This is a genomic window from Agrobacterium deltaense RV3, assembly GCF_900013505.1.
Classification (GTDB): Bacteria; Pseudomonadota; Alphaproteobacteria; order Rhizobiales; family Rhizobiaceae; genus Agrobacterium; species Agrobacterium leguminum.
On sequence record NZ_LT009747.1, the window covers coordinates 21,693 to 38,574 of the forward strand.

16 protein-coding genes and 2 pseudogenes are annotated in these 16,882 nt (G+C 55.7%); 3 read left to right on the forward strand and 15 right to left on the reverse strand.

Features of this window, described 5'->3' with window-relative positions; genetic code table 11:
- Nucleotides 1-33: 33 nt before the first annotated feature.
- From AGR7B_RS23775 to AGR7B_RS23810, 8 genes are all read right to left on the reverse strand, one after another.
- A complete protein-coding gene (locus tag AGR7B_RS23775; protein WP_080858240.1) occupies nucleotides 34-1,200 on the reverse strand; it encodes an ABC transporter substrate-binding protein in 1,167 nt (388 codons plus the stop codon).
- Nucleotides 1,201-1,226: 26 nt separating this feature from the next.
- Entirely contained in the window at nucleotides 1,227-2,123 is an 897-nt protein-coding gene (locus AGR7B_RS23780) for an alpha/beta fold hydrolase (RefSeq protein ID WP_080858241.1), read from the reverse strand.
- Nucleotides 2,120-2,503, reverse strand: a complete 384-nt coding sequence (locus AGR7B_RS23785) for a hypothetical protein (protein WP_080858242.1) — start codon at nucleotides 2,501-2,503, stop codon at nucleotides 2,120-2,122. The genes AGR7B_RS23780 and AGR7B_RS23785 overlap by 4 nt, the downstream gene beginning before the upstream one ends.
- A 77-nt stretch (nucleotides 2,504-2,580) precedes the next feature.
- Nucleotides 2,581-3,009, reverse strand: coding sequence for a carboxymuconolactone decarboxylase family protein (locus AGR7B_RS23790; protein ID WP_183232588.1), 429 nt, complete (start codon nucleotides 3,007-3,009; stop codon nucleotides 2,581-2,583).
- A 96-nt stretch (nucleotides 3,010-3,105) separates the two neighbouring features.
- The gene (locus tag AGR7B_RS23795) at nucleotides 3,106-3,993 is read right to left on the reverse strand and encodes an NAD(P)-dependent oxidoreductase (protein WP_080858244.1); all 888 of its coding nucleotides are present in this window, start codon (nucleotides 3,991-3,993) and stop codon (nucleotides 3,106-3,108) included.
- A gap of 91 nt (nucleotides 3,994-4,084) precedes the next feature.
- Nucleotides 4,085-4,768, reverse strand: a complete 684-nt coding sequence (locus AGR7B_RS23800; protein WP_080858245.1) for a GntR family transcriptional regulator — start codon at nucleotides 4,766-4,768, stop codon at nucleotides 4,085-4,087.
- Nucleotides 4,769-5,102: 334 nt separating this feature from the next.
- Nucleotides 5,103-6,119, reverse strand: a complete 1,017-nt coding sequence (locus tag AGR7B_RS23805; RefSeq protein WP_080858246.1) for an ABC transporter permease — start codon at nucleotides 6,117-6,119, stop codon at nucleotides 5,103-5,105.
- Nucleotides 6,120-6,517: 398 nt separating this feature from the next.
- Entirely contained in the window at nucleotides 6,518-7,459 is a 942-nt protein-coding gene (locus tag AGR7B_RS23810) for a sugar ABC transporter substrate-binding protein (protein ID WP_080858468.1), read from the reverse strand.
- A gap of 513 nt (nucleotides 7,460-7,972) precedes the next feature.
- Here AGR7B_RS23810 and AGR7B_RS23815 point away from each other — a divergent pair.
- Nucleotides 7,973-8,908, forward strand: a complete 936-nt coding sequence (locus AGR7B_RS23815) for an IS110 family RNA-guided transposase (protein ID WP_080858469.1) — start codon at nucleotides 7,973-7,975, stop codon at nucleotides 8,906-8,908.
- Nucleotides 8,909-8,979: 71 nt separating this feature from the next.
- Here the strand turns inward: AGR7B_RS23815 and folD are convergent, their stop codons facing one another.
- The 6 genes from folD to AGR7B_RS23845 are packed head-to-tail and all read right to left on the reverse strand — an operon-like array spanning nucleotide 8,980 to nucleotide 14,287.
- On the reverse strand, nucleotides 8,980-9,879 hold the full coding sequence (gene folD / locus AGR7B_RS23820) for a bifunctional methylenetetrahydrofolate dehydrogenase/methenyltetrahydrofolate cyclohydrolase FolD (protein WP_080858470.1): 900 nt from the start codon (nucleotides 9,877-9,879) through the stop codon (nucleotides 8,980-8,982).
- A 6-nt stretch (nucleotides 9,880-9,885) separates the two neighbouring features.
- A complete protein-coding gene (gene purU, locus AGR7B_RS23825; protein WP_080858247.1) occupies nucleotides 9,886-10,770 on the reverse strand; it encodes a formyltetrahydrofolate deformylase in 885 nt (294 codons plus the stop codon).
- A 43-nt stretch (nucleotides 10,771-10,813) separates the two neighbouring features.
- Nucleotides 10,814-11,611 (reverse strand): 3-methyl-2-oxobutanoate hydroxymethyltransferase, encoded by a 798-nt coding sequence (locus tag AGR7B_RS23830; RefSeq protein ID WP_080858248.1) that lies wholly within the window; start codon nucleotides 11,609-11,611, stop codon nucleotides 10,814-10,816.
- 20 nt (nucleotides 11,612-11,631) lie between these two features.
- Nucleotides 11,632-12,855, reverse strand: a complete 1,224-nt coding sequence (locus AGR7B_RS23835) for an NAD(P)/FAD-dependent oxidoreductase (RefSeq protein WP_080858249.1) — start codon at nucleotides 12,853-12,855, stop codon at nucleotides 11,632-11,634.
- Between the two features lie 10 nt (nucleotides 12,856-12,865).
- A complete protein-coding gene (locus AGR7B_RS23840) occupies nucleotides 12,866-13,180 on the reverse strand; it encodes a MocE family 2Fe-2S type ferredoxin (RefSeq protein ID WP_080858250.1) in 315 nt (104 codons plus the stop codon).
- A gap of 24 nt (nucleotides 13,181-13,204) precedes the next feature.
- The gene (locus tag AGR7B_RS23845) at nucleotides 13,205-14,287 is read right to left on the reverse strand and encodes a fatty acid desaturase family protein (RefSeq protein WP_080858251.1); all 1,083 of its coding nucleotides are present in this window, start codon (nucleotides 14,285-14,287) and stop codon (nucleotides 13,205-13,207) included.
- A gap of 159 nt (nucleotides 14,288-14,446) precedes the next feature.
- Between AGR7B_RS23845 and AGR7B_RS23850 the strand changes: the two genes are divergently transcribed.
- Nucleotides 14,447-15,478 carry a LacI family DNA-binding transcriptional regulator gene (locus AGR7B_RS23850; RefSeq protein WP_080858252.1) on the forward strand — a complete coding sequence of 344 codons (1,032 nt, stop codon included), beginning with the start codon at nucleotides 14,447-14,449 and terminating at the stop codon, nucleotides 15,476-15,478.
- A 207-nt stretch (nucleotides 15,479-15,685) separates the two neighbouring features.
- Nucleotides 15,686-16,505: pseudogene (locus AGR7B_RS23855) on the forward strand (IS5 family transposase).
- Nucleotides 16,506-16,629: 124 nt separating this feature from the next.
- Here AGR7B_RS23855 and AGR7B_RS23860 read toward each other — a convergent pair.
- Nucleotides 16,630-16,863: pseudogene (locus AGR7B_RS23860) on the reverse strand (VirB4 family type IV secretion/conjugal transfer ATPase); the annotation flags it as partial.
- Between the last annotated feature and the right edge of the window lie 19 nt (nucleotides 16,864-16,882).

Genomic DNA, 16,882 nt, shown 5'->3' on the forward strand with positions numbered 1-16,882 from the left:
CTGCCCGGCGATCGTCCGCCAGGCAGGTCAATCTTATTTCGCAACGGGCTTCCAGGGGTCTGCCGGGCGCTCGAAATACTGGTCAGCGACTGCGGCAGGGAACCAGCCGTCCGCTTTAGGCTCGACGAAATCAGTCGAGTTGAGATCGCAGTTTTCCGGGATCGCAGCCCGAACGTCCTCGATCGTGTAAGGCAGGACCGGACGAAGGAACGTCTGCACTTTCGGGCCCTGCCCCTGGAGCGTCCGGAGCATGATCTCCCACATCTGCTGCATCTCGCGTCGCGGTGGCCAGATATGGAAGCTGGAGTCGACAAACTCGGGGTTTTGTCTCCAGTAGCACGCAGCGGATGCCTCGCCGCCCAGCGTGATCGGCACCATCTCCCGACCGGACTGAAGCATAGCGTTGAGAACCCCATTCTCCTGGGCGCCCTGCGTCAGGATTCCATCGATCTGGGTTGGGTTCGTTGCAAGAAACTTCTGGACCTCAACCTGGGCAACCTGGTCGGTCCATTTTCCCGCGACCTCTCCGACGATCTTGATGTCGGGATATTTGGCGAGCGCCTCCTTCGCAGCCTTGTCGAAACTGTCCGAAGACGCAAATCCGGGAATACCGGACACGAGAAGAACATTGCCCTTCTTTCCGATCTTTTCCGCAAGCCAGCTCGCCATCTCGCCGCCACCCTGTGCATGATTGGCAGCACCGTTAATTGCGTAAGGCGACGTCACGTAGCCCGAAAACGAGAAGACAGGAACGCCTGCCTTGTAAGCATATTCAATCGTCTGGTTCAGCGCCGTGACGTTGGAGCAGCAGATGATGATCGCATCGACGCCATCGTCCACCATCTGCCGCATCTGTTGAATCTGGACGGCATCCTTCAGATCTGACTGGGTAACCACGACTTCGGACACGAGACCGGCTTCCTTGGACCTTGGAAGAAGATCGTTCATGACTGCGTCCAGAGCAGCGGCTCGCCATGTGTTTCCGGCGTAACTACTGGCGTAACCGATCTTCCATGGCGGACCTTTCTTTGGTTTAAAGTCCTTGTATGCACTTGCCCCCAGCGGAATCTGCGGATCGACGATTTCGTAGATTTTCTTCTCGCTTGGGGGCAACTGATCTACCCCGTCGGCGCGAGCAGCGGGCGCTAGGGCACTGACGGTAATCAGCGCCCCAAAAGTTGTTTTCAAAATGCCCTTCATTGACATGCTCCTCCCAAAAACCGCTATCAGGCGACCTTCGCCGGCGTCGCGGATGACTGCTGAATCTCCTCGAGGATCGGCAGCAGGTACTTGCGGAACTGCGTGTAGTCCTCGGTGACGGGGAAGTGACCGAGTTTTTCCATCGTCCAGAACTTGGAACCCTTAACGAGGTCAGCGGCGATTTTGGTGTCGGCCGGTGACGTGTTGGGATCGTATTCGCCTGTCAGGAAGTAGAGCATGCACTTCGACGTATCGATCCTGCTTGCTTCTTCCGGCGAAACGTTGTGGTCGTAATAATAGTAGTAGAGGTCGCCAGCGAAGATGCCAGGCCCGCCGCAACTGTACTCCCACTGGATTTCCCGGACGTTGGCCTCGGGCGAATAGGGGGAGATGTTCAGCAGCATCGCCGCGCCAATTGAGGTACGGTTGACATTGGGATTGTCGAATTCCTTGCGAATCCCCGCCATGCCAACGTCGACATATTCTGCAGCCGAACGCAGGGCGCCTTCGACCGAAATCGTCGCACGGAAATTGTCGGGGTGATTCGAGGCGAGGTCAATGGCGAGATGACCGCCCATTGAGCTACCCATGTAAACAGGGCGATCGAGGCCGAGCGCTTTCGAGAACACAAGCTGGAATTCCATCATGAACTTCTTCGTCATGTTGTATTCCTTCTCCCACCAGCGAACGCCATAAGGGGGAAGCGACTTGCCGTGATACGGCAGATCGAAAGCGATCACCCGGAAGTTTTTCGTCACTTCCCCATCGCAGAGCAAGTGTCTGTACTGGCGGCCATCGGAACCGGCGGTGTGACCGACCAGGAGCGGAATACCCTGACCTGCTTCTTCGTAGTAGACGCGATATTCGATGCCATCGATCGTGAGATAGATGTAGCGGCCAGTAATCGGATCGTGCTTGGTCATGCTGCTACTCCTTCCGGACGAGCGTTGCGCATCAGTGTCGTCATGCGATTGAGAGCAGGCAGATACGCGAAGGTTTCGTTGTTGTTGCTGAGGAAGAGGCCGTGCTTGATGTTGGATGACTGCAGGCACTGGTAAAAAGGAAGCGGTTTGTGCTGGAGCAGAGCTTCCCACTGCTCACCCGTGCCGCGAATGACGATCGTGCATTTGTCGTCGTCGTAGCCTGCTTCTTCGACTTTCAGCAGCTTGCCATCTTCGAAGTGAAGTGCCACATCGCGGGACGCAAAGACACATTTGATGATGCCGTTTAGATAACGGGTTTCGCGCTTGAACTCGAAGTCCTCCTGCGCAAGTTTCTTGAACTTATCGAGATCGATAGCCACCTTTGGCTCCTCCCTGGTTAACTGGCGCCGCAAACCCGCGCCTTCAGACAATGCCACCATTCCTCGGTGGCGGCGATTTAGATGCCCATCTCGTTGAAAACATCCTGGGCGTGTCGGAAGCTGTCGATACCGGCGGGAACGCCGACATAGATTGCGACCTGAAGAAAGATTTCCTGAATTTCCTGCTTGGAAAGACCGTTATTGAGGGCGCCGCGTACATGACCCTTGAGCTCATGGGGGCGGTTCAGGACCGAGATCATTCCAAGATTGAGGATCGACCTCGATCTGCGATCGAGCCCGGGACGGTTCCAGATGTTGTCCCAGCAATATTCCGTCACGAGTTGCTGCATCGGCCAGGTAAAGTCGGTCGCCCTGTCGAGAGCGGCATCCACGTAGGCGTCGCCCATGACTTCTCGACGCGTGGCCAATCCTCTCGAAAATTCCTCGGACGGGGCAGGACGCACGCTACCACCCACCTTCAATTTCGCCGTTTCCGTTGCGCTCATTGGTCAACGCTCCATAGCTAGTCGTTAAATAAAATTGACAGATTATCAGACAATCCGCCAAGGCAAGTGGATATCGAGGCAGCGCCCACTGCACGTTCACGCGTGTTGCGTGATGTACTTAATGATCCCGGTGTGGTCTTCAGAGGCGCCAAGTTCTCTCTGCGCTTCGTCCCAAGTGTTTGCCGTGGTAGCAAGTGCTTCAAGGCGAAGGCCAAGGTTTTGGGCCAAATCGGCCGCGATCCGTATATCCTTTGCCATCAGGCCGAGGGCGAAACCGGAACCGAACGTCTCGGACAAGACGAACTGTTTCATCTTCACCTCAGTTGCGTTGTTCTTTCCTGATGAAGAGTTCAGAATATCTACGACTGTTTCAGCCTCAAGGCCAAAGCTTCGTCCGAGAACGACCGCCTCGATGGCTGCGAGTACACCGGCACCCGACACGAAATTGTTGATCGCCTTCATGGCATGACCAGACCCGACAGGTCCGGTTCGAAATATTTGCTGACCGACAGCTTTAAGAAGAGGCTCAGCTTGATCGATATCCTCGTCTGCTCCTCCTGCCATGATCGTCAACGTTCCGGAAACGGCACGCTTGACCCCACCCGACACCGGCGCGTCAACCAATTTGAGATTTCTGGAAGCGAGTTCACGAGAGAGCGCTTTCGTGTCATTGGGCGCTGATGAACTCATGTCTATGATGATCGCGTTTCCCGTGAGGCCGTCACAGGCGCCTGCTCCAAGGATCGCCTCGCGGACGATTTTGCCGTTAGGAAGCATCGTAATCACAAAGCCGGCGCCAATCATTGTATCGGCGACGCTGGCGCCTGCTCGACCGCCCGCTGCGGCCAGATTCCCCCTCGCGGCTTCCGATAGATCAAATCCGGAAACGTCGAAACCTGCAGATACAAGGTGTTGAGCCATGGGTAGGCCCATCGCGCCCAGCCCTATGAAGGCTACACGCGTATTTTGGACTGTCGCTGACAATTCTTCCTCCGGATGCAAGCGGGCTAGAGGTGCCCGTCTTTCTCTCAGAGGTAAATAAACGGATTATCAGACAATCTGTCAATATCTATTTTTACGATTCATTCGTTGCGTGTTTTCGCAGGTAGTCGAGCGCCACCTTTGCGGCCTGATCGATATGAAACTTGCAGGCCGCTGCGGCTAGTGGCCCGTTACGATTCTTGATCGCGTCGGCGATGTCTTTTATTTCGGCGATACTATGCGCCAGACGGCCGGGTTGTGTCATAGACGTCATACGCAAGAGGTTGATTCTGTTATGCAATGATACAAGCATCTGTCTTACGAAGACATTCTTGCTTCCGTCCATCAGACAGTCGTAGAACGCGTTCTTTGCGTCTATCAGACGACTTCCTACACCGCTTTCTGCAGCAGCCTCGAATTCGGCAACTGCAGCCAGAAGCGTAGCAATTTCGGCCGGAGTGCCATTCTCCGCAAACTGTTGACCAGCGAATCCTTCGAGCAGGGCTCGTACCGTATAGAGCTGGGCCGCCTCCTCGTAGGTTATAGTACTCACGACCGGCCCCCTGTGGGGATAGCTGGTGATAATTCCTTCCGCCTCCAGCTGCCGCAGTGCTTCGCGGACTGAAGTCCTTCCAACGCCGAGGATTTCGCACAGCTCCCGCTCTACAAGTCGTTGTCCTGGCTTGAATCTGCCAGTTGCAATCGCTTGGCGCAATGTCTCCTCGACTTTCACGCGCAACGTCGCGCTCTGTCGCGCTATCTGTAAATCTGACTGCATTTGTGTCACCGGTTCGCCTTGCCATATGAGATCATAAATACATATGGCGACTTTCAGCCGAGATATCAATCAGGATTGTCTGATAACTGATGATCCGAGCATGAGAGAACCGGCAAAGCGCAAATTGAAGAGTACCGGTTGGGGTAGCGCTGAATGCATACGGGGCATGTCGGCTCCGGATTGGCGCCCACGTCGGCGTCAGTGAGGGATTATACTTCGGCAATTCTTGAGAAACAACCACGCGGTGTTGAGCCGTGCAGTCAGTCTATCACTGTGCCGCGCACCGCGTTACAGGCCCGCGGTGGCCTCAGCCAGGAGATCGCTCCTCCCCAACCTAGGCCTTTACCCTTTTGCGTTGCCGATGAACGTCCGCGACTACCGCAACAACAATGATCATTCCCTTGATCATCTCCTGATAATACGCATCAAGGCGGAGGAACGTGAAACCCGAAATAATAACACCAAAAATGACCATACCGATCATCGTGCCGGGAATGGATCCGCGTCCGCCCGAAAGCGAGACGCCTCCAATAACAGCCATCGCAATAGCATCAAGTTCGTAGCCGGTTCCCATCCCTGGTTGAGCTGTAAGCCCACGGGAGGCGACTACGATCCCGGCGAGAGCAGACAGGAGGCCGGCGATGGTATAGACTTTGACCAAATGCCGCTCGACGTTGATGCCGGACACACGTGCTGCTTGCCGATTAGCGCCAATTGCGTAGGTAAACTTACCGTAACGGGTGTAACGCAGAGCGACGTGCATGAGAGCTGCTATCGCGAGAAAAATAAGGACCGGCGCGAGTCCTTTGCCGATTGTCGCGAAGCTCTCGGTAGGGAAACTAATCGGCTGACCCTTGGTATACCATTTGGCAAAACCGCGAGCAGTCACCATCATCCCGAGTGTGGCGATAAACGCAGGTATTCTGCAGTAGGCAATCAGCAATCCATTGACTGCTCCACACGCGGCACCCACCAGCAAACCTGCGATAATCGGTATAATGACGGGAAGATCGGTTAAACTGTGATACAGAGCCCTGTCGAACGAACTGCTTTGAGCGAGGCTCATTGAAATCATGGCGGTAGCTCCGACGATCGAACCAGAACTGAGGTCCATTCCGTCGGCAATGATAACCTGTGTCACCCCCATCGCGATAATTCCAATCACTGACACCTGCAAAATGATGATTGAAAGTCGTTGCGTATTGGCAAGAAAGCTCTGCCCCTGCAGAACCCACCCAAGCAATTCAAACGTTAACAAGATAGCAATAAGGACCAAGAAAATTGTCCACTCTGATGGCACGCGACGCCGTGACCCCGTGATGTTTTGAATGGACTGCGTCATAATGTTCATGGTGATATTTCTCCATCTTAACCACGGCTAGCGCGCGGCAAGGTCCATGTTTTTGACTTGAACGGCTTTAGCGGGTGAGGACTTCCGGAGACATTCCACCATGCATGACGAGGATGCCGTCACTCATTAAAGGAGTTCCGAAGATCGGGATCAAATCATCCGAACGTGAAGCCTCTGTGCGCCGGTGAACTCGTCGATATCGCGAACAGGTCGCCCATCTCGTGAATGATGGAAAAGTCCCCCTGCTTCCAATGGCCTCACTGCGTTCCGGTGTGGCCTGGCCTTACCCTCCATTGGTACCACCGTCGCAATTTCGGCCGGTCTCAGCATGGCTTTACGTGCTCGATGAAACGGTAATAGACGGAGCCAAATCCTGGCTCCGTCGAATCTGAATGAGTTCAGTTCCTGGCCTGGTAATCCTTGAGATTTTCTGGTGTTACGAGTTCGAAAGGCACGTAGCCCTTTTTCTCGACTTGATCGCCGCGAGCAATTTTAAGTGCAGCATCAACTGCCCCCTTCCCTTGACCCGCCGCGTTCTGAAAAACAGTGACATCAAGGTCCCCTGCCGCCATTGACGCGAGAGCATCCTGTGTCGCATCAATACCAGCAACAATGACGTCGTCCATGTTTCGACCAGCGGCTTTCAGAGACTGAATCGCGCCAATGGCCATTTCATCGTTGTTGGCAATGACAGCATCAAACTGCACACCGGCGGACAACCAGTTAGTCATCAGGTCGGCTCCCTGTGTGCGGGACCAATTGGCGGTCTGCTCTTCAACGATCTTGATAAAGCTACAATCTGGCGTAGCGATCACGTCCTTGATGTCCTTTGTGCGCATCCGGGCAGCCTGGTTTGAAAGTTCGCCCATCATGACGACAATGCTTGCTTCTTTTTTTCCGTTCGCCTTCAAGAGGCGACACACCTCTTTGGTTTCAAGCGTCCCTGATTCCGTTTCATCGGAAGCAACGAAAGCCTGCTTTTCCGGAAGCTGGTCAACGTTAACCGGTTGCCGATTGACGTAAATCAACGGAATGCCCGCCGTTGCGGCAGCCTGAGAGAGTGCGACTGTTGCATCCGTGTCGACAGGATTGACGATGATGGCATCCACGCCTGTGGCGACAAAATTTTGAACCTGACTGAGCTGCTTCCCAACGTCGTTTTGCGCATCCTCGATTTGCAGCGTGACGTCGCCCTGGATTTTAGCGTAATCGGTCATACCGTTACGCAGTACTGTCAGGAAGTTGTCGTCGAATAGCGCCATAGAAACGCCGATCGTTTCAGCGGACGCCGTAGTCGCTAGCATGCTGGCGAAAGTCGCGAAAAGTATGTGCTTTCTCATCTCTAGTTTCTCCTCCACGGAATAAGACTTGTGTATCGCTGGTACAGACCAATTTTTGGGCAATAGTCTTTCGCTGACAAGGATCTGCAATCCTTGCCTTGGAATTTCTGAAATCGTGATCTCCTCCAAAAGGCGGTCTCCCTCCGCCAATGAGAGGAGAGTTTCCCACTAACAGGGGGTGCGTCAACGCCAATTGATTGCTCCGATCTATCAGCGCTGAAAGAAAGAACGCTGGGCAGATGATAGAATCTCTCAATCTCCACGGCCTCGGCAGGGTCGATTCCGTTGGAAAGATGTTGCGTCCGGGCTCCGCCCTGCCCACGCCAAATTCCGGGACCGGAATCCTGTGTATTGGATTTGTGCTATGTAGAGTGCGGGCGGAAGGCCGTCGGAATCCTGGTTGTTAGAGACCGCCTGCTGGCTTTTGGACCTCCGCCCGCTCTTGATGATCCCAACCTGAACAGTTGATGGAGGCCGTGAGCGCGGACCTCGTAGCACAGGATGAGGCTTGCCATGGTACACCCTGTTTACATCGGATGCGACGTCTCAAAGGCACATCTGGATCTTTTCGATGCCGCGACACAAAAAGCCGTCCGCATCGCCAATACCGGCACCGCCATCGATGAATGGCTTGCCACCCTTGATGGACGCGAGGCGCAGATCATTCTGGAGGCGACCGGACGTTATGACCGGCTGTTGTGCGCGGCGCTCGAGAGGTGGCAGCGGCCCTATTGCCGGGTCAATCCGGCGAGAGCCCGCGACTTTGCAAGAGCCACCGGCCAGCTTGCCAAAACCGATACCATCGATGCGCGACTTTTGGCACGCATGGGCGAAACACTTTCACCACCCGTTACGACACCACCCGACCCGGCCCGTCAGCAGCTGGAAAGCCTGCACACGCGCCGTGATCAGCTTGTTGCCATGCGCCAGCAGGAACGGCTGCGCCTTCATACAGCCGAGCCGTCGGAGCGCGACAGCATCGCGCGCCACCTCGGCTGGCTCGATACGGAAATCGCCGCGAACGAACAACAATGCCAGTCGCATGTGCGGACAAATGTGACGCTGAACGAGCAAAACATCAGACTTCGCTCGATCCCCGACATTGGCCAGATCACGGCGTTCACCCTGATGGCCCACATGCCGGAACTGGGCGACAGTTCGCCCGGCGGCATGGCGGCGCTTGCAGGCCTTGCCCCCTTCAATGCCGATAGCGGCATTCACCGCGGCCAGCGCCATATCCGCGGCGGACGAAAGCGTGTGCGCGATGCCCTCTACATAGCGGCGCTGGTGGCCTACCGGTTAAAGTCGCCATTCGCCCGCATGGTTCAGGCCATGCAGGCCAAAGGCAAACCGTTCAAGGTCATGATCATCGCCATCGCCCGCAAACTGCTCGTCATCGCAAACGCCATGCTCAGGGATAAAACCACCTTCAGGCCACCCTGGGAATAATATCCACCAATACCGTTGCCAGCGCTTCCTCCGGTCACCACGAGGAACAGTCCCTGTTTGCGAAAGGGTATTCAGAACCTTGGCGAGGCCTTACCGGTTTTGCGGGAAGCAGCAATGACGGTATTGGCCATCAGCATCGCAATGGTCATCGGTCCAACACCGCCAGGAACAGGTGTGATGGCGCCGGCAATTTCGGTGGCATCGTGAAAAGATACATCTCCGACGAGTTGCATCTTCCCACCGCCGGAGTCCGCAGCGGCGATACGGTTGATGCCCACATCTATGACGGTGGCTCCGGGTTTAAGCCAACCCGCTTCGACCATTAGCGGCCGACCTATTGCGGCGACGAGAATATCCGCGTTGCGACAGATCGCGGGCAGATCCTTCGTACGAGAGTGGGCAGTTGTAACTGTGGCGTTGGCTGCCAACAACAGCGCAGACATCGGTTTGCCGAAAAGATTCGAGCGTCCAATCACCACGGCATTGAGGCCAGACAAGTCGTCACCATGGACGCGTCGTACCAGGATCATCGCGCCCGCAGGCGTACAGGAAACAAGAGCATCCTCGAGATTGCCCGTCATCACCTTGCCGGCATTGAGGGCATGTAGACCATCGACGTCTTTCTCCGGATGGATTGACTGAACGATACGGTCGGAGTTCAAGTGTTTTGGCAGGGGCAATTGCACCAGTATGCCGTGGACCAAGTTGTCGCGGTTCAGCTTTTCGATGAGCGCCGCCAGCTCTTCCTGAGTGGTGTGCTCGGGTAAGGTGTGCTGAAGAGAGTTGAAGCCGCACTCTTTGGCGATGCGGCTCTTGGAAGCGACATATGTTTGACTAGCGGGGTCGCTCCCTACCAGGATCACCGCCAACCCTGTCTTGACGCCGCAATCTCTCTCCAACGCCGCGCAAGCAGCTTTCACCTCTTCAATGACTGACGCAGCAATCTGCTTTCCATCGATAACGGTCGCCACCATGAATCACCCCATCCGATCTGACTTGTAGGAACCTGGACTCGGCGGGAAGACAACCGTCTTGTTGCCATTGGGAAAAACGCGACGATGTATATGCGCATGCAGGGCGCGGGCGAGTACCTGGCTTTCAACGTCACGGCCGATCGAAACGTAGTCGTCTGCCGATTGCGCGTGGGTGATACGGGCGACATCCTGCTCAATGATGGGGCCCTCGTCCAGGTCTTCTGTAACATAGTGGGCCGTTGCGCCAATCAGCTTAACCCCGCGCTCATACGCCTGCTTGTATGGATTTGCTCCCTTGAACGACGGTAGAAAGGAGTGATGGATGTTGATAATTCGACCAGACATTTTCTTGCATATGGCGTCGGAAAGAACCTGCATGTATCGTGCGAGCACGATGAGTTCTGCTCCGCACTGTTCGACCACCTCCATCAGACGGGCCTCGGCCTGGGGTTTATTTTCCTTTGTCACCTTGATGTGGTGGAAAGGTATATCGTGGTTGACCACGAGCTTTTGATAATCGAAGTGGTTGGAAACGACACCGACGATTTCAATAGGCAGGGCACCGATCTTCCACCGATAGAGGAGGTCGTTGAGGCAATGGCCGAAGCGTGACACCATCAACAAAACCTTCATGCGCTCGCTGCTGTCGGTGAAGCGATAGTCCATTTTGAAGGGTTCGGCGACAGCGGCAAAACCGGATCTGACTTCTGCTTCCGAAACGTTCTCCTGACTGAGGAACGTCAGACGCATGAAGAACAGCCCGGTTTCAAGATCGTCAAACTGCGACGAATCGACAATGTTGCAACCTTTCCCCGCCAGATAGCTAGTTACGGCAGCAACTATACCGCGCGTGGAATTACACGTAATTGTGAGCACGTAGGATTTCATGTCTCTTCCCAATAAAAAACGGATAAGTTCTCACCGGCGATTGTCAGCCGGCGTTCAACGCATCAAGAAAGATATCCAGTTGCTCGGTTGCGATGTCGACGTTGTGCTTTACTGCGGGATAAACTCCTGAACGTACATCAGCCGCGTATTCCCGGAAGGCAGCAATACGTTGCTGCTGAAGTCGATCGAATTCGGCCGCAAAGTTGCAATATACCTTGGCATGACGAGGGACATGACCACGGTTTTGGCCAAGCACGTCGTCGGCGAAGAGGTATTGTGCATCACAGCCTGCACCGGCACCCATTGACAGCATGACGAGCGAAGTGCGCGCGCTGATTGCTGCGGCTACCGCACCCGGAACGACCTCGATCTCGGCTGCGAAAGCTCCGGCCTCCTCCAACGCCTTCACCTGACGATAAACCTCCAGGGCACTTTCTGCGGTCTTCCCGACGGCGCGAAACCCGCCGGTCCAGGTGGCCTTCGAAGGTACGAGGCCAACGTGGCCGCAAACGGGAATACCCTCTTCGCGGAGGCGGCGGACTGTAGAGAGACCTGCCGCACAATAAATGGCATCACCACCTGCCCGCATTGCCTGAAACGCCCCTCGCAAGTAGTCATCAGCGGTGATGAAGTCGCCGTACTCAAGCCCAGGAAAAGCGAAAACCGTGGGTGCAGCCTCCCGAAACGCCGGCCCCAGCAAAGCAGGGGGTACTGAAACGAGGTCTATACCCGCCTGCTCAGCCGCCGCCGCCTCTTCCAGGGTGACCACCCGCAACATGGTCAGTTGTCGTTTACCCTTCATGTTCTGGATGTCGGCAACCGTGGGTCTATTTGTCTTCATGGTGTCCTCCGGACCGCTATTCAGGCGGCGAGCATGTTTTTAAGCTTTGCGTCCGGCGAGGCAAGCTCGTCGGGATTGGGATGAATACGTGCTGCAATCAACATTTCGGCGAGCCTGATATCACGTGCGACCTTGTTTCCTGGGCCGAGACCGCTCGCCGCAATTAACCGGCCGCCGGCATCGAGATGGAAAAGGATGAATGCGTCCCCGGCCAAATCCCGGCGGACAATGCTGACGGCGCCGTCAGCAAGACCTGCGATTTGCAATGTCATGTCGTATTGATCCGACCAGAACCACGGCACTGCAGCGTGAGCGATCCCGCCGCCCAGCATGTTGGTTGCTGCAAGCTGCCCCTGCTCCTGTGCGTTGCGCCAGGATTCGAGTCTGATACGGCGGCCGTCGTAAAGCATCAGTGGACAGGAGGCGCAATCTCCAGCCGCGAATATGTCCGGGTCAGAAGTGCGCAAATGTTCGTCAACAGCTATCCCGTTTTCCACCAGCAGGCCGGCAGTTTCTGCCAAGTTTGCATTTGGCACCGCTCCAACGCCAACTATCAGCAGATCGGCATCGACGACACGTCCGTCTTCAAGCGAGATGCGCACCCCGTTAGCACGCTCCTCTGTCGCCGTGACCCTGACGCCGCAGAGGATCTTAACGCCTTCCTCGTCGTGCCGCCGAGCGATGACCTCGGCGATTTGTTCTGGCACGCCACGTGTTAAAACACGCGACGATCCCTCCATCAGCGTGACATCCGCGCCACGCTTGCGTGCGCTGGCCGCGAGTTCAAGACCGATGAAGCCACCACCAATGATGGCGATCCGAGAGCCCTCAACAAGATGTGCACGAATTCGCGCCGCATCGTCTCGACCGCGCAGGGCGAGGACGCGCTCACCGAAGTAGATGCCGGGCAGAGAGCGCGCGCTCGCGCCGGTCGCCAGGAGCAGCTTGTCGTATGGAACAACAGTGCCATCTGCTAAAAGTACGCGCTTCGCGCAGCGCTCGATCTGAAGCACCGTGCGGCCGAGCAGCAGGTCGATACCCGCGTCGATGTAACGCTCCGGCTCGGCGACCAATTTCGTGTCGCCTCCATCGGCAAGGAAATCCTTGGAGAGCGTCGGACGCTCGTAGGGCAGATGCAGTTCGCTGCCTATTAGGATCAGGGAGCCGTCGAACCCCTTCTCTCGCAGCGCGAAGGCGGCACGTGCGCCACATTCGCCCGCACCGACGATGACAAAACTGGTCATGTCAAACTTCCTAAAGACAGATGAAAACCGTGCCATTCTCGACCTTGACCGGATAGGTCTTCAGGTCAACGCATACAGGCGCGCCCTTTGCTTGACCGGTCCTGTAATTGAAGCGACCGTTATGCTTTGGACATTCAACGATGTCAGCCATCACGAGGCCATCTGCCAGATGGATATTCTCGTGAGTACACAATCCGTCCGTCGCATGATAGGTGTCTTCCGGACTGCGGTAGATCGCAAAAGTCCGCCCCCCGTGATCAAAACGGATAAGGTCCTCCTCATCGATACTCCCAGCCGGGCAAACTTCGATCCAGGTGTTATTCATGGTCTCCTCCAATACAAATCGTGTTTACTCAGCAGCGAAGGCCCTGTCGGAATGAAACTCTTCCTTGTAAGGGCGCGCGGTTTGGGGCAGCGCACGCTTCAGAAAATAGTCCTCGTTGCGAAGTTGTCGCAGGAAGGCAGGTATCATTTCCTTGTAGCCATCCCAAATTGACGTGTTCGGCGCGGGCAGGTCGTACTTGATCATATCGTGCAGCAGCGGCAGCGCATGGTAGGGGACCATCGGGAACATATGATGTTCCACATGGTAGTTCATGTTCCAGTAAATAAAGCGGCTGATGGGGTTCATGTAGACCGTGCGGCTGTTGAGGCGATGGTCGATCACGTTATCGGCAAGGCCGCCATGTTGTAGAAGGCCAGTAAGAACATGGTGCCAAGCACCGTAAAGACGTGGCAAGCCGATGAGCATTGCCGGCAGCAGAGAGCCGAAATAGAAACAACTGCCGATCGTCGCGAGATAGATCACGAGCCAGATGCGGGCGACGACTATTGCTTTGGACTGCTCCGTTTCCGGCACGAAGCTCTTTTCCGCTTCATTCATTACACCAGCCGCATTGCGAACCATATCAATGACGGCATGCCAGACGTCGAGAATCCCGAAGACATTCAACACCAGCCGCAAAAGGTCCGGCGGACGCATGACAGCAATCTCCGGGTCCCGGCCGACAATGATCGTGTCCGTATGGTGGCGGGTATGGCTCCAGCGCCAGGTGACGGGATTGCGCATGATCATGAAAGAGGCAATCTGGTAGACAACGTTGTTCATCCACATTGTCTTGAACGCCGTGCCGTGGCCGCATTCATGCCACCGACTATCAGAAGCTGAACCGTACAGGACGCCATAGACAAGAAAGAATGGCAGCGCCACCCAGCCGCCCCAAAACCATGCTCCAAGCGCGCCCGATACAATCATTGCACCTAGCCAAATCGCTGTATCGCGCAGGGCTGGCGCGTCACTGCGCTGCATCAGCCTCTTCATGTCCTTGCGGGGAATATCTGTATGATACCATTCCGCGGCCGCCAGTCCGTTGCTCACCGCCGTCTCGGCGTCATGTCCAAGAAGACTATAATCCCTCTTCGTCGGCTTCATCGCTCTCTTCTCCTGCTGGCCCGTCTAAGCCTTCCTTCAGCGATGATGATCCTAACGGTGGTGATTGCATCGCTCAATATATCAGTGATATATTACGTCAAAATGCCTCACACGATCTCATCAAGACATGAGAGAAAAACATCAAGAATGGAAAGAGAAATGGCGTCGAGACCAAGGATTTCTGATCTTGCGAAGGCAGCCGGCGTAAGTGTCGCAACAGTGGACCGTGTCCTGAACGGCCGTCACAAGGTACGGGAAGAAACGGCGCGCCGGGTTTACGAGGCTGCCAACGCGATCGGCTATCACGCTATGGGACTCATCCGGCAGCGTGTCTTCGAGGATCTGCCGCAGTATCGTTTGGGCTTTAGTTTCCAACGTCCCACTCAAGGGTTCTATCAGAATTTCGCCCGAGAGATCGAAATTGCCTGCAATGCTTGCACCTTCGCACGCATCGTGCCGCAGATTGAATTCATTAATACGCAGACATCGGCGGCAATGACCGCAATGTTGCACCAGCTTTCCGCACGCAATCGGGCGCTTGCCGTCGTAGCCCCTGACTATCCTGCCACGACTTCGGCGGTAGAAGACCTGAAGGCCCGCAACATTCCCTTGTTCTGCTTGCTTTCGGACTTCGCCGTTGACGTGCGCCAAGGTTACATCGGGCTTAACAACATGAAAGTTGGACGGACGGCGGCCTGGATGATTACGCGAGGAGCCAAGCAGCCCGGCAAGGTTGCGATTTTCGTCGGTAGCCACCGCTTTCATGGCCACGAGCTGCGGGAAGCAGGCTTCCGCTCCTTTTTCCGGGAAAGAGGGCAAGACTTTGAGGTCCTGGATACGCTGGTCAATCACGACACTGCCGAGATCACTCACGAGGCCACGGCCAATCTTCTTGCTCAACACGCGGACCTCGTTGGCCTCTACGTGGCAGGTGGTGGCATGGAGGGAGCAATTTCTGCGATCCGCGAGGAAGGTTATGCAGGAAAGGTCCAGCTTATAGTCAACGAGCTGACTCCAGAATCAAAGGCGGGCCTTGCCGAGGAAGTAGTGACGATGGCGATCAACACGCCGCTAGCCCTCCTTTGCAGAGAACTCGTTTCACTAATGGTCTCTTCGATCGAAAAGGGAGAGGATGCCGTGCCTAGCCAGACTTTCCTGCCATTTGATATCTTCACCCCTGAAAACATCTAAATGGCGGATAAAACGACCTTTTTCGCCGCTAGATTTTTGTGAAGAGTTGCGCCCTAGCTGCAGGGATAAATCTTTGCTGGCTACCTCATTTCTTCCCGGTCCGAATGCTGGGAGATATATGAACACTAAGAGCCTGACCGAGAAAGAGTTGAGTGAAATCAGTCATTTGTCATTCTGTTTTTTTGCTTAGGACGAACGGAGACCACAATGGGTTGGACTGATTTAACCCGTCGGCAATATGCCCGACGCGCGCGCCGCTATGCAAGTGACCTGACGGACCGGGAATGGGGCTTGATCTCGCCTTGCCTGCCTGGACCCAGGCGTTTCGGCAGGCCACGTAGCACCGGTCTTCGCGAGGTTGTAAATGCGCTGCTTTACATTGCTCGACAGGTCGTCAGTGGCGAATGCTGCCAAAGGACTTTCCACCGTTTACGACAGTGCAGGCCTATTTCTACGAATGGCGGGCAACGGGTTGTGGGGTCGGATCAACCATCATCTTGCGATGGAGGCGAGCGAGGTGGAAGGGCGGCAAGCCTCACCGTCTGCGGGCGTGATCGACAGCCAGAGCGTGAAAACCACCGAAAGCGGAGGAATTGCGGGCTATGATGCGGAAAGGGCGCAAGCGTCACATCGTCGTCGATACGCTGGGATTGATGGCCGGCCTCATGGTTCATAGCGCCGACATCCAGGATCGCGACGGCGCAACCGCCGTCCTCAAAACCATACTCCAACCGCTGACCTTGGCTCAGACATATCTTCGCCGATAGGGGATATGCCGGTCCAAAACTGAGAGGTGCTTTGCAAAGGGTCGCAACCTTTACCATCGAGATCGCCAAGCGAACCGATAAGGCCAAGAGCTTCGAAGTACTGCCACGTCGCTGGGTCGTGGAGCGAACTTCGCATGGCTTGGCAGATGCCGCCGACTGGCCAAGGACTGGGAGAAATCATCGTTTCGGCCGAAGCGTGGATCATCATCGCTCACATCCGCATCCTTACCCGACGCCTGGCGAGGTATTACGTTTATTGAATTCTTTTCGAGTCGGGCTCTAAAACAGCTTCACCTAGGTTAGTATTGACCTATGCTGTATCAAGCATGACAAGACTGGCATCCGGACGGCGAAGGTCGCCAAGGCAGGGTCCAGGCCGGGCCGGATACGGTCAAGCATGCCCCTGCGCGTGGTCGCCGGATATTCCTTGAAGCCGAACATGCGGGCATAACGGGTTTCCGCCTCATGGCGGATCTCGACGGTCTCGCGGCCGAAGATCACCCGGTCCGAATAGATCGCCGATGAAATCCGTCCCTCCGTCAGGGGCAAAGGCTCACGGCGCCCACCGACAAGCTGGTGAAGAAACTCGCTCGGCTCAGAGAACAGGATCCCGTCGCGCTAAGGCTGCTACTGGAAA

What these genes read in the sequence shown, in the direction of transcription:
- AGR7B_RS23780 (WP_080858241.1), bottom strand. Translation starts at nt 2,123, where the DNA reads ATGACCAAGCACGATCCGATTACTGGCCGCTACATCTATCTCACGATC.
- AGR7B_RS23830 (WP_080858248.1), bottom strand. Translation starts at nt 11,611, where the DNA reads ATGAAGACAAATAGACCCACGGTTGCCGACATCCAGAACATGAAGGGT.
- AGR7B_RS23850 (WP_080858252.1), top strand. Translation starts at nt 14,447, where the DNA reads ATGGCGTCGAGACCAAGGATTTCTGATCTTGCGAAGGCAGCCGGCGTA.
- purU (WP_080858247.1), bottom strand. Translation starts at nt 10,770, where the DNA reads ATGAAATCCTACGTGCTCACAATTACGTGTAATTCCACGCGCGGTATA.
- AGR7B_RS23835 (WP_080858249.1), bottom strand. Translation starts at nt 12,855, where the DNA reads ATGACCAGTTTTGTCATCGTCGGTGCGGGCGAATGTGGCGCACGTGCC.
- AGR7B_RS23840 (WP_080858250.1), bottom strand. Translation starts at nt 13,180, where the DNA reads ATGAATAACACCTGGATCGAAGTTTGCCCGGCTGGGAGTATCGATGAG.
- AGR7B_RS23810 (WP_080858468.1), bottom strand. Translation starts at nt 7,459, where the DNA reads ATGAGAAAGCACATACTTTTCGCGACTTTCGCCAGCATGCTAGCGACT.
- AGR7B_RS23845 (WP_080858251.1), bottom strand. Translation starts at nt 14,287, where the DNA reads ATGAAGCCGACGAAGAGGGATTATAGTCTTCTTGGACATGACGCCGAG.
- AGR7B_RS23775 (WP_080858240.1), bottom strand. Translation starts at nt 1,200, where the DNA reads ATGAAGGGCATTTTGAAAACAACTTTTGGGGCGCTGATTACCGTCAGT.
- AGR7B_RS23790 (WP_183232588.1), bottom strand. Translation starts at nt 3,009, where the DNA reads ATGAGCGCAACGGAAACGGCGAAATTGAAGGTGGGTGGTAGCGTGCGT.
- AGR7B_RS23805 (WP_080858246.1), bottom strand. Translation starts at nt 6,119, where the DNA reads ATGAACATTATGACGCAGTCCATTCAAAACATCACGGGGTCACGGCGT.
- AGR7B_RS23800 (WP_080858245.1), bottom strand. Translation starts at nt 4,768, where the DNA reads ATGCAGTCAGATTTACAGATAGCGCGACAGAGCGCGACGTTGCGCGTG.
- AGR7B_RS23815 (WP_080858469.1), top strand. Translation starts at nt 7,973, where the DNA reads ATGGTACACCCTGTTTACATCGGATGCGACGTCTCAAAGGCACATCTG.